General features: G+C 45.8%; 14 protein-coding genes. 11 read left to right on the top strand and 3 right to left on the bottom strand.

Going from position 1 to position 12,731, the window contains the following annotated elements:
- The first annotated feature begins 23 nt into the window (after positions 1-23).
- From WC615_RS02920 to WC615_RS02910, 3 genes are all read left to right on the top strand, one after another.
- Positions 24-308 carry a hypothetical protein gene (locus WC615_RS02920; protein WP_372976646.1) on the top strand — a complete coding sequence of 95 codons (285 nt, stop codon included), beginning with the start codon at positions 24-26 and terminating at the stop codon, positions 306-308.
- On the top strand, positions 286-1,656 hold the full coding sequence (locus WC615_RS02915) for a DUF3943 domain-containing protein (RefSeq protein WP_372976645.1): 1,371 nt from the start codon (positions 286-288) through the stop codon (positions 1,654-1,656). Before WC615_RS02920 ends, WC615_RS02915 begins: the two co-directional genes overlap by 23 nt.
- A gap of 241 nt (positions 1,657-1,897) precedes the next feature.
- A complete protein-coding gene (locus WC615_RS02910; protein ID WP_372976644.1) occupies positions 1,898-2,044 on the top strand; it encodes a hypothetical protein in 147 nt (48 codons plus the stop codon).
- Positions 2,045-2,053: 9 nt separating this feature from the next.
- Here the strand turns inward: WC615_RS02910 and WC615_RS02905 are convergent, their stop codons facing one another.
- On the bottom strand, positions 2,054-3,064 hold the full coding sequence (locus WC615_RS02905) for a sensor histidine kinase (RefSeq protein ID WP_372976643.1): 1,011 nt from the start codon (positions 3,062-3,064) through the stop codon (positions 2,054-2,056).
- 285 nt (positions 3,065-3,349) lie between these two features.
- Here WC615_RS02905 and WC615_RS02900 point away from each other — a divergent pair, with 285 nt between their 5' ends.
- The 3 genes from WC615_RS02900 (at position 3,350) to WC615_RS02890 (ending at position 5,467) form a co-directional block, all read left to right on the top strand.
- Complete coding sequence (locus WC615_RS02900; RefSeq protein WP_372976642.1) at positions 3,350-4,402, top strand: response regulator; 1,053 nt, start codon at positions 3,350-3,352, stop codon at positions 4,400-4,402.
- Between the two features lie 94 nt (positions 4,403-4,496).
- Positions 4,497-5,021 carry a flavodoxin domain-containing protein gene (locus tag WC615_RS02895; protein ID WP_372976641.1) on the top strand — a complete coding sequence of 175 codons (525 nt, stop codon included), beginning with the start codon at positions 4,497-4,499 and terminating at the stop codon, positions 5,019-5,021.
- Positions 5,015-5,467 carry a pyridoxamine 5'-phosphate oxidase family protein gene (locus tag WC615_RS02890; RefSeq protein ID WP_372976640.1) on the top strand — a complete coding sequence of 151 codons (453 nt, stop codon included), beginning with the start codon at positions 5,015-5,017 and terminating at the stop codon, positions 5,465-5,467. The genes WC615_RS02895 and WC615_RS02890 overlap by 7 nt, the downstream gene beginning before the upstream one ends.
- A gap of 120 nt (positions 5,468-5,587) precedes the next feature.
- Here the strand turns inward: WC615_RS02890 and WC615_RS02885 are convergent, their stop codons facing one another.
- Together WC615_RS02885 and WC615_RS02880 are read right to left on the bottom strand one after the other, a co-directional pair.
- Entirely contained in the window at positions 5,588-6,601 is a 1,014-nt protein-coding gene (locus WC615_RS02885; RefSeq protein WP_372976639.1) for a zinc-dependent alcohol dehydrogenase family protein, read from the bottom strand.
- Positions 6,602-6,748: 147 nt separating this feature from the next.
- Positions 6,749-7,507, bottom strand: coding sequence for an SDR family oxidoreductase (locus WC615_RS02880; protein ID WP_372976638.1), 759 nt, complete (start codon positions 7,505-7,507; stop codon positions 6,749-6,751).
- A 167-nt stretch (positions 7,508-7,674) separates the two neighbouring features.
- Between WC615_RS02880 and WC615_RS02875 the strand changes: the two genes are divergently transcribed.
- From WC615_RS02875 to WC615_RS02855, 5 genes are read left to right on the top strand one after another with little or no spacing between them, the layout of a single operon-like run.
- Positions 7,675-9,000 (top strand): TolC family protein, encoded by a 1,326-nt coding sequence (locus tag WC615_RS02875; RefSeq protein ID WP_372976637.1) that lies wholly within the window; start codon positions 7,675-7,677, stop codon positions 8,998-9,000.
- Positions 9,000-9,950: an HlyD family secretion protein gene (locus WC615_RS02870; protein ID WP_372976636.1), complete on the top strand. Its 951-nt coding sequence runs from the start codon at positions 9,000-9,002 to the stop codon at positions 9,948-9,950. The genes WC615_RS02875 and WC615_RS02870 overlap by 1 nt, the downstream gene beginning before the upstream one ends.
- Entirely contained in the window at positions 9,947-10,867 is a 921-nt protein-coding gene (locus WC615_RS02865) for an ABC transporter ATP-binding protein (RefSeq protein WP_372976635.1), read from the top strand. Before WC615_RS02870 ends, WC615_RS02865 begins: the two co-directional genes overlap by 4 nt.
- Positions 10,867-11,613, top strand: a complete 747-nt coding sequence (locus WC615_RS02860) for an ABC transporter ATP-binding protein (RefSeq protein WP_372976634.1) — start codon at positions 10,867-10,869, stop codon at positions 11,611-11,613. Before WC615_RS02865 ends, WC615_RS02860 begins: the two co-directional genes overlap by 1 nt.
- A gap of 11 nt (positions 11,614-11,624) precedes the next feature.
- Positions 11,625-12,731 (top strand): ABC transporter permease, encoded by a 1,107-nt coding sequence (locus tag WC615_RS02855; protein WP_372976633.1) that lies wholly within the window; start codon positions 11,625-11,627, stop codon positions 12,729-12,731.

Raw genomic sequence — 12,731 nt, 5'->3', positions numbered from 1 at the left:
CTTTGTGGCTAAAGGATTATCTAATGGAAAATGATCAAAAACTGCGCATCCTGTACAAGTTGCTTGACCATAATGCCGGTAGGTACCTATCTGCAGAAATGCAGCCAAAAAAATACCCGCCTTGGGTAGGCTGGGCCGGCTTTGCAAGCGTCCAACGGTCGCTGCTTAGCTATTTGAATATCGTTCAGCAACACTTGCAAAAGCTGACGGCCTTTTTTGAGCGCGAAAGCCTATGTGCACCTGCGTTGATCAGTTCGGCCATGCGAGCGATTATCACCTGTACTGATGAGAAACCAGACGATTGTTAGATTGGCTATTGCCGCCTGGCAACCTTGGGTGCTGTTGCTGCTTTGCTGTGTGCAGCTGAATGCGGCTGCCCAAGTATCTGCTGAAGACAGCCTGGGTAAAAAACGCTTTGGCCGTGCCGCCCTGTTATGGTCTTCAGCCCAAATTATTCCCTGGAGCTATGATCAATATATTGTAAACGCAGACTGGGCGCACATTACTTTAAAAACATTGAAGTATAATATCCGCCCGGGCAGCTGGGCCTGGGACAATGATGGCTTTACCACCAATCAGTTTGCGCATCCATCACACGGAAGCGTATTTTTTAACGCTTATCGCTCCAATGGCTATAGCTTTTGGCAATCGGTACCTGCTGCATTTGCAGGCAGCTATATATGGGAAACAGCAGGCGAAACGCAGTCTCCTTCTGTAAATGATTTTATCAATACCAGCTTTGGGGGTGTCGTGATCGGAGAAACCTTTCACCGCTTTTCTAACAGGCTTATCGATAACCGCAGTATTGGGTTTAAACGGCAAGTCAGTGAGGTGCTTGCTTTAATAATCAATCCGGCAGGTGGTTTAAACAGGTTAATGGATGGCAAATGGGGTAAAGCACCGGCTAATGCTACACACGATTCCACAAAGATATCTGCAGAGTTTGATGTGGGGATACGCAGGTTCAAAGTAAATAACCAGGATGGAAACTTTGGTTGGTACAGCCATGTAAAACTGGTTTATGGTACGCCATTTGAGAATTACAAAACGGCTTTCGGTTATATTTACCTAAACGGGGAATTTGGCAAGGATGACAGTACGCTTGTTAACGTTGTAAGCATTTACGGATCGTTGGCCGGCTGGCGGGTTGCTTTAGCCGATAGTTCCCGTCATATCGGCCTGCTAACAGCCAACTTTGATTATATTGACAATGAAGCGTTTTCCTATAGCGCAGAAAGCGTTAAATTTAATCTTTTTTCGGAGTTTCGGCTCCCAGGCAAATTTAAAGTACATACTGTATTGGGTGCAGGGCCAGTTATCTTGGCTGCGGTACCCGATCCTTATTTTTATCAAGGCAGGCCCTACGATTATTGTACGGGTATAGGCTTCAACTTCAGTGGAGAAATTAGTTTTGGCCAGCGCTTGTTTTACAGTTTAAGTTACCGGGGCGGCTGGCTTAAAACACTCAGCGGTAATTCATCCGAATATTTTTTACAAGCGGTGACCAGTGAGTTCAGGTATAAATTTGCAGGCACCTTTTCGCTATGTGCGGAACCTGGTTATTTTACGTTAAAAGGGCATTACAAAAAGGAGGCGGATATTGATAAAACGTATCCTTATTTCCGTCTGTCTGTCCGGTACAGTATCCCTCTTTGACCGGAGTGAACGGCTTATTTTTTAGATGATATTGATCATGTACAGTCTTAACACGTAGATTTTATTTTGAATTATCTTAAAAAAGTTATGAAAGCAGTAAGGTTTGATAGATATTGCGGTACAAGCTGTGCTTTATACTGCCGAGACCAGACGCGCGGTGCCGGGAAAAGGGCAGGTATTGGTAGCTGTTAAAGCAGCGGAGGGCTGATACATGCTTTTATTGATACTTATGGGCAAGAGTATGAAAAACTTTCTCTTAAAATCGGGTATATCAGTAAACCCATCGATACTATTATTAATTTTATGGCAGCTGCTTTTCCGCTTCTTCTCATTTTGGTTGCCTATCCCGGCGGGGCTGCTGCTCTACCAAAATCTTCGCAGGTATTAGCCGGTAAACTTAGTCAACCAACGGAAATTCCATTTCAAAACAGGTTTCTATCCCGGGTTTACTATAAAAACGAAACATTCCGTTCATGAGTTGTACATAGCGTTTTACTATTGCCAATCCCAGCCCGGTTCCCGGGATATTGCCTGACTCATTAACCCGGTAGAAAGCAGTAAAAAGTTTTTCATGGTCCTTTTCGGCTATTCCGGCGCCGTTGTCTTTAACGCTGATACTTACGTATCCATCGCTAATACTAGTGATGAGGCAGATCCGTGCCTGGTCGCCGGCGTATTTAACAGCGTTGTGCAGTAAGTTGATGAGCGCGTTTCTGATCAGTCGCTGGTCTAGCTTAACCATAGTGGCGCTACCAATTGGTTCATACTTTAACTCCTGACCGCTTTTGGCCATAATTTGGGTATCGGCTAAAATATCCCGGCATAATGCTGGCAGATCAAACCACTCATATTGTGCGCTGACTCGTCCGGCATCCAGCTTTTCGAGCGATAAGAAATCTTCCAGTATGCCTTCCAAATTATGCACAGTTTGTTTGATCTTAAGGCTATGTTTGGTTATTTTCTCTTGCTCCAGTTGGCCGGCATATTTTTCTATCAATGAAGCGGAAAGTAATATGGAGCTTAGCGGGGTGCGAAATTCATGTGAAGCCAGGGTAACAAAACTGCTTTTCAGTTGGTTTAGTTCGTGCTCCTGCTGGTAAGCACGAAACCGGGTATTAAGCTCGTTAAGTACTATATAAACTAAAAAGCCCACAATACCCAGCACAACGGCAGTGCCGCTGGCCACAATGACTCTGACGTGGCCCCCGTTATGCGGTTGCTGACTGAGTGCGTTGTATGAGAGGATCCCCAGTAAGGCAACCAACAGCACAGAAACCGCGCCACCAGTGTAGAATAACAAGCGGAAACGATATAATACGCCGTAAACCTGACGTCCGGATACCTGATAAACCCCGTAGGGCATCTGTTTCTTTTTGGCGGTTTTAGCTGCTAATTCTCTATTCCTCATATGCTTTTTTATTGCACTAATTTCGCTTTTCGTATTAGGAACGTATATGATTGCCGACAAGCCGAAGCGGGATTTTGGTCATTTCTGTCGGAACTTTTCAATGTTTTTTAATTATGATTGTTGACCATAGTCATTTCTATAAGTGTCTGCGGTCATATTTTTCGGAGACTATGCTGCTTAGTTTTGCTTGCCTATCTACCAATACTACTGTATACTGAAAGTTAAGTCAGTTTAAGAGACCGATAGCTTACAAACCGCCACTACAAAATCAAAATATGCCCGGATATGAGTATTGAAATATTAATTATAGAAGATACGGCTGATATCCGCGAGGGTGTGGTGGAAATACTAGAATTGGCCGGCCACACCGTTTATGCAGCTGCAAACGGGAAGGAAGGCGTTGAACTGGCCAAGCGCCATTTGCCGGATATTATTCTCTGCGATATCATGATGCCAGAACTAGATGGTTATGGCGTGCTCTATCTCCTGCATAACTCGCCGGAAACGGCCGCTATTCCATTTATCTTTTTGACGGCTAAGGCCGATCGCGTGGATCTGCGCAAGGCGATGGAGATGGGTGCCGACGATTACCTGACTAAACCATTCGACGATGTTGAATTGCTGAACGCGGTTGAGAGCAGGATGAAAAAAAAGCAGCAGCAAAAAGAATTTTACAGCAAGACACTCGATCAGCTAGGTCACCTGGTCTCCCACAATAATGGCCTTGCGGAACTGCAAAATATCATCCGCGAACGCAAGGTGAGGCAGTTTAAAAAGAACCAGGTTATTTATTACGAAGGAGACAAGGGAAGCGGCTTTTATATAGTGCTTAGCGGGAGGATCAAGACAAGCAAGATGGCCGAAGATGGCCGTGAACTGATCACCGGCTTGCATGCTGCTGACCGTTACCTGGGCATCGCGGCTATGTTGGCTGATGAAGCATATACCGATACAGCAACCGCGGTGGAGGACAGCCAGATCTGTATAATTCCTAAAGAGCAAATTGAGGAATTGTTAACGGATTATCCTGATGTTTCCCGACAATTTATTAAACTGCTGGCAGCTCAAATTCGCGAGAATGAGGAACATTTATTACAACTGGCTTATTACTCAGTACGGAAAAAACTGGCCAACGGTCTTTTACGTCTGCATCGCCAGGAGGAAACCACGGATAAAGTTATCCGGATATCACGAGACGATCTAGCCGCGCTGGCTGGCATGGCTACCGAAACAGTTAGCCGTACCTTATCCGACTTTAAAACGGAGGGACTTATTGATAAAGATGGTAGCTTGATTACAGTGCTCGACCTGAAACGTTTGGAAAAGATGAAAAACTAAAGTATCCGGGTGATCCCCGTCAAAGTATGACATGACAGGAGTCATTCCCTTAAACAATCGCAAAGGTTAAACTTGTATAAAATTAATATACACCATGAAAGGGATAATTATCTATCAGGGCAGGTATGGTGCAACGGAACAATACGCCCGTTGGTTAGCTGAAGCGACACGGCTGCCTATGCTCAGCTTAGATCGCGCAACACCGGCAATACTGGCCGGTTATGACATCATCATCTTAGGTAGTTCTGTGTATGTGGGAAAACTGCTTGTCGCCAAATGGCTCGACCAAAATGCCGGTTTACTTGCCCGAAAGAAAGTTTTGCTCTTTATAGTTTGTGGAACAACTGCAGATGATGCCGGTCAGCAGCAAGAACTTATCCGTAACAATCTCGGCAGGGCGCTCAGCAGGTCTATAGAGACATTTTTTTTACCAGGCAGGTGCGTTATCGCAAACCTGTCATGGAAAGACCGTATAGTACTTAAGATAGGGGCATGGCTGCAAAAGGATCCACAAAAGAAAGTTGTGATGAACCAGGGGTTTGACTATATGGATCAGAAAAACCTTACCCGCTTGATTGCTGCGGTGAAGCATTCGGTAAAGGAGGCCGCATTATGTTAGGAGAACTGAACGATAAACAGGTAGAGCATTTACTTAACAAACAGATCACCGGTCGGGTTGCCTGTACGGATCATGACCTTCCCTATATTGTGCCAGTAAATTACGTTTACAATGGCAGGGAGGTAATTAGCCATAGTATACCCGGCAAAAAGATTGATATGATGCGGAAGAACCCCCGGGTTTGTTTCCAGGTAGATGAAATTAACAGTATATTCAACTGGCAAAGCGTGGTAGCCTGGGGCCGTTTTGAAGAGATTACCGATATGGCAGAAAAGGAGCAAGCCATGATGGCGCTTACCCATCGGCTTATGCCTTTTGCCGAGCAACCGCCAGATCATGCTTCGCATGGCCTGGCAACACAAGAAGCGGATATTGGCACCCGGTTGGACCTTATTGTTTATAAGATAGTACTGGTGAATAAAACCGGGCGCTTTGAGCACCGTTAGGGGCGCTGTTTGAGCCATTTATGTTCATGATATGGTTTCCGCCGCGATTGGTAAGACTGGTGCGTACATTCAATAGAAATTATCGAACCGGATAAAAGCCAAAAACAACTTGTAAACTGTCTAAAACCCGCCCATAACCAAAACTGCGGCGCCCTTAATTTGTCCCGACCTGAATTTGCTGATCGCTTCGTTAGCCTCATGCAGTTGGAAAAGTTCGGTCTGTGTTTGTATGGCTATATTTCTCAGCAACAAAAAGAAATCGATCCCGTCCTGACGGGTAAGGTTGGCTACTGACTTTAGCGACCGTTCACCCCATAACAGATCATAAGAAAATGCGGGTATTTCACTCATGTGAATACCGCCGCAAATTACCTGCCCTCCCTTGCCTACATCATTTAAAGCCTTGGGGATCAGTTCTCCGGCTGCCGCGAAAATAATGGCCGCATCCAGCACTTCCGGCGGGCTGTCTGAACTCCCGCCGGCCCAGCAGGCGCCCATCTTCCGAGCGAACTCCTGGCCGCTGGTATCCCCGTCCTTAGTAAAAGCAAATACTTTTTTACCCTGAGTTGTGGCGATCTGGATCAGAATATGTGCCGCTACCCCAAAACCATATAAACCGATATTTTGAGAAGCGGGGGCAATCATACAATAGGAACGGAAACCGATAAGGCCTGCACAAAGTAAAGGCGCTGATGCGGGTTGATGTTGATTTTCATTAAGTATAAAGCAAAAGCGGGCATCTGCCACTGTATATTCAGCATATCCGCCATCGATTGTATAACCGGTAAATAAAGGATTATCGCAAAGATTCTCCTTGCCTTCCACGCAGAATTTGCAGCAACCGCAGGTTTGGCCCAGCCAGGGTATGCCCACCAGCTGACCGGGGTTCAGGCCTTTTACCGCGCTGCCTGTTTTAACTATTGTACCCACTATCTCGTGACCAAGTATCAGCGGCAGTTTAGGCCGGGCCAGTTCACCATCCAGGATATGCAGGTCGGTACGGCAAATGCCGCAGGCCAGTATTTTGATTAGTACCTGCCGGTCATCAGGTTGTGGGATCGGTACCTGTTTGTAAACCAATCGCCCACCCGCCTTTTCCAGTATCATGGCTTGCATTTGATCAGGAAATTTCATGGGTTCTGTTTTACCACGATTTGCAAATTTAAACGGAAGGCGCTAAATGTCTTTTTCATGTTGTGTAATTTGGTTAGCAGATCGCAAAATCATGGCTGACCGGAAATTCATTCCCGGGCTTATGTTCTGTTAATCTTTAGCGGTCACCTAATAAGCTGTCCAGCCACCATCAGCTGTTAATACTGCGCCATTTATAAAACCCGATTTTTCGGAAGCAAGGAACAATGCAAGCTCTGCAATGGCTTCAGGGTTTGCAGGTGGCGGGGCATTTCCTGTTCCCGCGCTCATTCTTTCAAAACCAAAAGGACTGGGCTCCATGCCATAAACAATATTGGTATTAACGCCGCCAGGCGCTATAGCATTGCAGCGGATATTTTTTTCGGCGTACTGGTATCCGATATTTTTGGTTAAGCCAACGAGCGCATGTTTGGATGCGGTGTAAGCAGCACCCGCGCGACCGCCGAAAAGCCCACCGATAGATGCGATATTGATGATCGTCCCGAAACCTTTTTCAAGGAAAAGCGGTATAGCTTCACGGCAGGTAAAGAAAGGGCCGTTAAGATTAGTACCAATCACTTTTTCCCATAACTCATCACTCACTTCCGCAACGGGTGTAAAATTGTCCATTACCCCGGCATTATTGATCAGGATATCCAGGGTTTGGTAGGCGTTGAGTGCATATTGCATCACCAGGCGTACATCTGCATTGCTGGCAATATCTGCTGCAATGCAGCATGCCGTTCCTCCTTTTGCGGTAATCTCAGACGTAACCGCTTCGATGTTGGATTGATGGATATCGGTTAGTACAACTTTTGCACCCTGTTCGGCAAACAACTCGGCGATTGCTTTCCCGATTCCCGACCCGGCTCCTGTTACCAGTGCTACCTTTTGTGTTAATAGGTTCATAAACGGTTTACATTAATTATCTAACAAACATGCTTTATAATGGCGCTATAAAGAATGATGCCGGATACTAAAATTTATGATGAACAACACACAATAAACCTTGAATCATCCCTGAGGGATGACGGCCATCATTCCTTAAATATTTCTATACCCACACCTTTACGCATATGAAATTACAGCGGTTAAATAGGGGATTGGTCAGACGGGGGCTGGCTTTCGCCGGGTTGGTTATGCTGTTAGCCTTGCCTGGTGCTTACGGGCAGGCGGGCAAGCGGCTTACTATCACAGCGGCTTACCAACAGGCAAGACAAAATTATCCGCTTATACGGCAGCGTGATCTGATCGCGCGGTCTGGTTCTTACTCTGTTATCAACGCATCCAGAGGGTATTTGCCGGTGCTATCTATCAACGGGCAGGCTACTTACCAGTCAACCGTCACCAGTTTTCCTTTCAGCATTCCCATACCGGGTTTTACCCTTCTGAAATACAGTCGTGACCAATATAAAATAAACGTACAGGTTGACCAGGTGATCTATGACGGGGGCCTGATCAGTAATCAGCGCCAAACTGCCCGGGCGACCGAGGCTGAACAGCAACAAAGCCTGGAAGTAAGCCTGTATACCCTATATGACCGGGTGAACCAGTTATATTTTGGTGTGCTGTTGATTACGGAACAACTACGCCAGAATGACCTGTTAAAAATGGATATTCAAAATGGAATAGACAAGGCAAAGGCGCTGGTAGCGGGCGGGATCGCTTACAGGAGCAGCGTGGATGAATTAACTGCCCAGCTTTTGCAGGCAGAACAGGCACGCATCGATCTCAGCGCGGAGCGAAAAGCTTACCTCGGAATGTTGGGTTTGCTGATCGGTGTTCCGGTAGATGAAAATACTATTTTAGAAAAACCGGCTTCACCCATGCTTTCCGTTGAAATTAGCCGGCCTGAGATTCAGCTTTACGAGGATCAGAAAAAGATGGATGACCTACAGGTGGGGTTGCTAAAGGCACAACTGCGGCCAAGGCTGGGATTATTCGCGCAGGAAGGCTATGGCCGCCCCGGGCTAAACCCCCTAAGCAATGCCTTTGCGTGGTACTACATCGGTGGGGTGAAATTAAGCTGGAACCTTGGCGGCTGGTACACCTTTAAAAATCAAAAGGAGCTTTTAATGATTCATCAAAAGACGCTGGATATCCAGAAAGAAACTTTTCTTTTTAATACGGAAATTACCCGGAAGCAACAGCTGGCAGACATTGAAAAGTACAGGGAACTTTTTAAAAATGATCAGTCCATTATTGCACTGCGAGAGTCGGTCAAAAAAGCCGCTGCCGCGCAACTGGAGAACGGCATACTCAGCGCACATGATTACATCAGCCAGGTAAATGCTGAGGATCAGGCACGCCAAAATCTTATCCTGCACCAAATACAACTTTTACAAGAAGCATATAATTATCAAAATACTACCGGAAATCTTCAAAAACAAGCCAACCCATAATGAAAACGCCGCTATATCTATATGCCATCATCTTTTTAACCGCCGGTTTTGCCGGATGCCATTTAAAGGACCAGTTATCGGATGCATCCGGAACCTTTGAAGTAGATGAGGTTATCGTTTCTGCAGAAGTACCCGGAAAGATCCTTGCCCTAAATATTGATGAAGGAGATGTTTTGAAAAAAGATAGTGTTGTAGGTTTTATTGATGCTGTTCCGCTCGAACTACAGAAGGCGCAGGTGGAGGCTACGATGCGTTCATTACATAAAAAAACTATGGATGTAAGGCCCCAGGTACAATTACTTAAAGATCAGTTGGCCATATTGAATACACAATTGGCAAACGCATTAAAGGAAAAGCTTCGTACGGAAAAACTGATCAAAGCCGATGCAGCTACCACCAAGCAATTGGATGATTGGAATACTCAGATCGAAGTGATCCAAAGGCAGATAACCGTTAACCGGCAACAAATAAAAGTTCAACAATCCACAACAGGCACTCAAAATAGTACCGTATTAAGTGAATACCAACCGTTGCGCCGATCAGTTGCCCAAATTGACGACCAGTTAAAGCGTACGCATATTACTAACCCTGTAAATGGAACGGTGCTAACCAAGTATGCAATGTCGGGAGAGATAACCACCGCCGGGAAAGCTTTGTATAAAATTGCTGACCTTTCCATCGTTACCTTACGTGCCTACATCACCAGTGACCAGTTGGCGCAGATTAAATTAAACCAGCGGGTGCATGTAATGGTCGACAACGGTTCTGCCGCCTACAGAAATTATACCGGGTTGATCAGCTGGATATCGGATAAAGCGGAGTTTACGCCCAAAACGATCCAGACCAAAGACGAACGGGCCAACCTGGTTTATGCGGTCAAGATCCGTGTTAAAAATGATGGATACCTCAAGATCGGCATGTATGGCGAGGTGAAATTTGACGACAAATGAAAACGGTAACGGTAGAGCATATCGTTAAAACCTATCCGGCAGAGCATGGCACGGTTGAAGCTTTAAAAGGCATCTCTTTTGAGATAGACCAGGGCGAAGTGTTCGGGCTGATTGGCCCGGATGGCGCCGGCAAAACATCTCTTTTCCGGATACTCACCACTTTGCTGTTGGCCGATAGCGGCAGCGCTACGGTAGATGGTTTCGATGTGGTAAAGGATTATAAATCTATTCGTAACCGCATTGGCTATATGCCGGGGAAATTTTCCTTATACCAGGACCTGTCCGTACAGGAGAACCTGGAATTCTTCGCCACCATATTTAATACCAGTATCCGGCAAAACTACGGGCTTATTAAAGAAATAGATGAGCAGATAGAGCCGTTTAAAACACGTAAGGCCGGGCAATTATCCGGCGGGATGAAGCAAAAACTGGCGCTTTGCTGCGCCTTGATCCATAAGCCAACGGTACTGTTTCTGGATGAGCCTACAACCGGCGTGGACGCGGTATCCCGCAGAGAATTTTGGGAAATGCTTCACCGGCTAAAAGTACAGGGGATCACCATATTGGTATCAACACCTTATATGGACGAAGCCAGCCTTTGCGACCGGGTGGCGCTCATCCAAAAGGGGGAATTACTATCGGTCAATACACCTAAAGGCATTATTAGTGAGTTTAAAAAACCTTTATGGTCTGTAAGTGCAGATGATATGTTTGGTTTGATGAAGGCAATCAAAAAAGATCCTGGCGTTGAAAGCTGTTACCCATTTGGGCAGGTACACCATGTAGTATTCAAAACGGAAGAGAACAGTGAGGCGCGGCTGCAACAAATTGCGGTGCAAAACAACTACAATAAAGTAGCGATAAAAGTTATTGAACCCAATATAGAGGATTGTTTTATGGCATTAATGCAGGACTGATGGAAAAGGAGAACGTGATTGTAACCCATGAACTAACCAAGCGTTTCGGGGATTTTACGGCGGTGGACAATGTGAGTTTTGCCGTGCAAAAGGGCGAGATATTCGGGTTTATCGGCGCTAACGGCGCAGGCAAGACCACGGCTATGCGGATGCTATGCGGCTTATCCCTGCCAAGTTCCGGCACCGCTACGGTCGCCGGCTTTGATGTGTATAAACAAAACGAACAAATCAAAAAGCATATTGGCTATATGAGCCAGAAATTTTCCCTTTATGAAGACCTCACCATTCGCGAGAATATCCGCTTTTATGCGGGTATCTATGGCCTGCGGGACGAACGTATCAGGGAAAAGACTGACCTGCTGTTACAGCAGTTGCATATGAAAGGGGCGGAGGGAACGCTTGTGCGTGCCCTTCCCCTGGGCTGGAAACAAAAGCTGGCGTTCTCTATCGCCATTGTACATGACCCTGCCATTGTTTTTTTGGATGAACCGACCGGCGGTGTTGATCCGATTACCCGGAGGGAATTCTGGAGCCTGATCTACGAAGCTGCGGGCAGGGGAATCACCATTTTTGTTACTACGCATTATATGGACGAGGCTGAATATTGCAACAGGGTATCTATCATGGTAGATGGCAGGATAGATGCGTTGGACTCGCCGGCCAACCTGATGCAGCAATATGCTTCGGCATCGATGGACGGTGTGTTTTTACAATTGGCCAGGAAAGCAAAGCGATCCGGAGATTAATAATATTAGATATGAAACAGTTTTTGATTTTTGTGAAAAAGGAATGGCTCCACATCTGGCGCGACCGCAGGACACTGTTCATTCTGGTGTTTATGCCTATCATACAAATAATACTTTATGGTTTTGCGCTGACCAATGAAGTAAAGAATGCTAAAATTGCCGTGTTTGATCAATCGCGGGATGAAGCGACCCGGGCGATATCAACCAAAATAGCGGCCAGCTGGTATTTTAACCTAGTTGAAAATTTATATTCCTACCAGGATATCGAAGCCACTTTTCGTAAAGGCCAGATCAGGATGGCTATAGTGTTTCCGCAGGGCTTTCGCTACGATCTGTTACATAGCAACCATGCCCAGATACAACTTATTGCCGATGCTTCTGACCCCAATACGGCCAACACGCTTACTAACTACGCTTCAGCAATTATTAATGATTACCAGCAAACGCTCAGGCCAACCGAATCCTTACCCTATGCCATTAATACTCAGGTACGTATGTTGTATAATCCGGAACTGAAAGGTGCTTACAATTTTGTTCCGGGTGTTATGGCACTGGTGCTTATGCTGGTTTGCGCAATGATGACCTCGATCGCTATTGTCAAAGAAAAGGAGATGGGTACAATGGAAGTGATCCTGGTATCGCCTTTAAAACCATTCCGTATTATCATTGCCAAGACCATTCCATACCTGCTGGTTTCAATGGTGAATATTGCCAGTATTCTATTGCTCAGTGTTTATGCGCTTAAGGTGCCTATAGCAGGTAATCTGGGTTTACTGATCGCCGAGAGTGTTTTATTTACCATCACCTCGCTTTCCGTGGGGATATTGATATCCAATACCGCAAAAACGCAACAAACGGCCATGTTTACCTCCATGATGAGTTTGTTCCTCCCTACGTTGTTGTTCAGTGGTTTTATGTTCCCTATAGAAAATATGCCGGTTCCATTGCAGGTAATATCAAATGTGGTGCCGGCCAAATGGTATTTTATTATCGTGAAAGACGTCATGATCAAAGGTTTGGGATTTACCGCAGTATGGCGCGAAACATTGATCCTGGTAGCTATGACCGCTGCCTTGCTGGGCTTTAGTATTTACAAATTTAAGATAAGGCTGGCATGA

The organism is Mucilaginibacter sp., assembly GCF_041663085.1.
GTDB lineage: Bacteria > Bacteroidota > Bacteroidia > Sphingobacteriales > Sphingobacteriaceae > Mucilaginibacter.
Note: the sequence above shows the minus strand (reverse complement) of the source record. Positions and strands in the feature narration are given on the sequence as shown.

Coding starts and splice junctions, on each gene's coding strand:
- WC615_RS02915 (WP_372976645.1), top strand. CDS start 286: ATGAGAAACCAGACGATTGTTAGATTGGCTATTGCCGCCTGGCAACCT.
- WC615_RS02875 (WP_372976637.1), top strand. CDS start 7,675: ATGAAATTACAGCGGTTAAATAGGGGATTGGTCAGACGGGGGCTGGCT.
- WC615_RS02865 (WP_372976635.1), top strand. CDS start 9,947: ATGAAAACGGTAACGGTAGAGCATATCGTTAAAACCTATCCGGCAGAG.
- WC615_RS02855 (WP_372976633.1), top strand. CDS start 11,625: ATGAAACAGTTTTTGATTTTTGTGAAAAAGGAATGGCTCCACATCTGG.
- WC615_RS02905 (WP_372976643.1), bottom strand. CDS start 3,064: ATGAGGAATAGAGAATTAGCAGCTAAAACCGCCAAAAAGAAACAGATG.
- WC615_RS02920 (WP_372976646.1), top strand. CDS start 24: ATGGAAAATGATCAAAAACTGCGCATCCTGTACAAGTTGCTTGACCAT.
- WC615_RS02860 (WP_372976634.1), top strand. CDS start 10,867: ATGGAAAAGGAGAACGTGATTGTAACCCATGAACTAACCAAGCGTTTC.
- WC615_RS02910 (WP_372976644.1), top strand. CDS start 1,898: ATGAAAAACTTTCTCTTAAAATCGGGTATATCAGTAAACCCATCGATA.
- WC615_RS02880 (WP_372976638.1), bottom strand. CDS start 7,507: ATGAACCTATTAACACAAAAGGTAGCACTGGTAACAGGAGCCGGGTCG.
- WC615_RS02870 (WP_372976636.1), top strand. CDS start 9,000: ATGAAAACGCCGCTATATCTATATGCCATCATCTTTTTAACCGCCGGT.
- WC615_RS02890 (WP_372976640.1), top strand. CDS start 5,015: ATGTTAGGAGAACTGAACGATAAACAGGTAGAGCATTTACTTAACAAA.
- WC615_RS02900 (WP_372976642.1), top strand. CDS start 3,350: ATGAGTATTGAAATATTAATTATAGAAGATACGGCTGATATCCGCGAG.
- WC615_RS02895 (WP_372976641.1), top strand. CDS start 4,497: ATGAAAGGGATAATTATCTATCAGGGCAGGTATGGTGCAACGGAACAA.
- WC615_RS02885 (WP_372976639.1), bottom strand. CDS start 6,601: ATGAAATTTCCTGATCAAATGCAAGCCATGATACTGGAAAAGGCGGGT.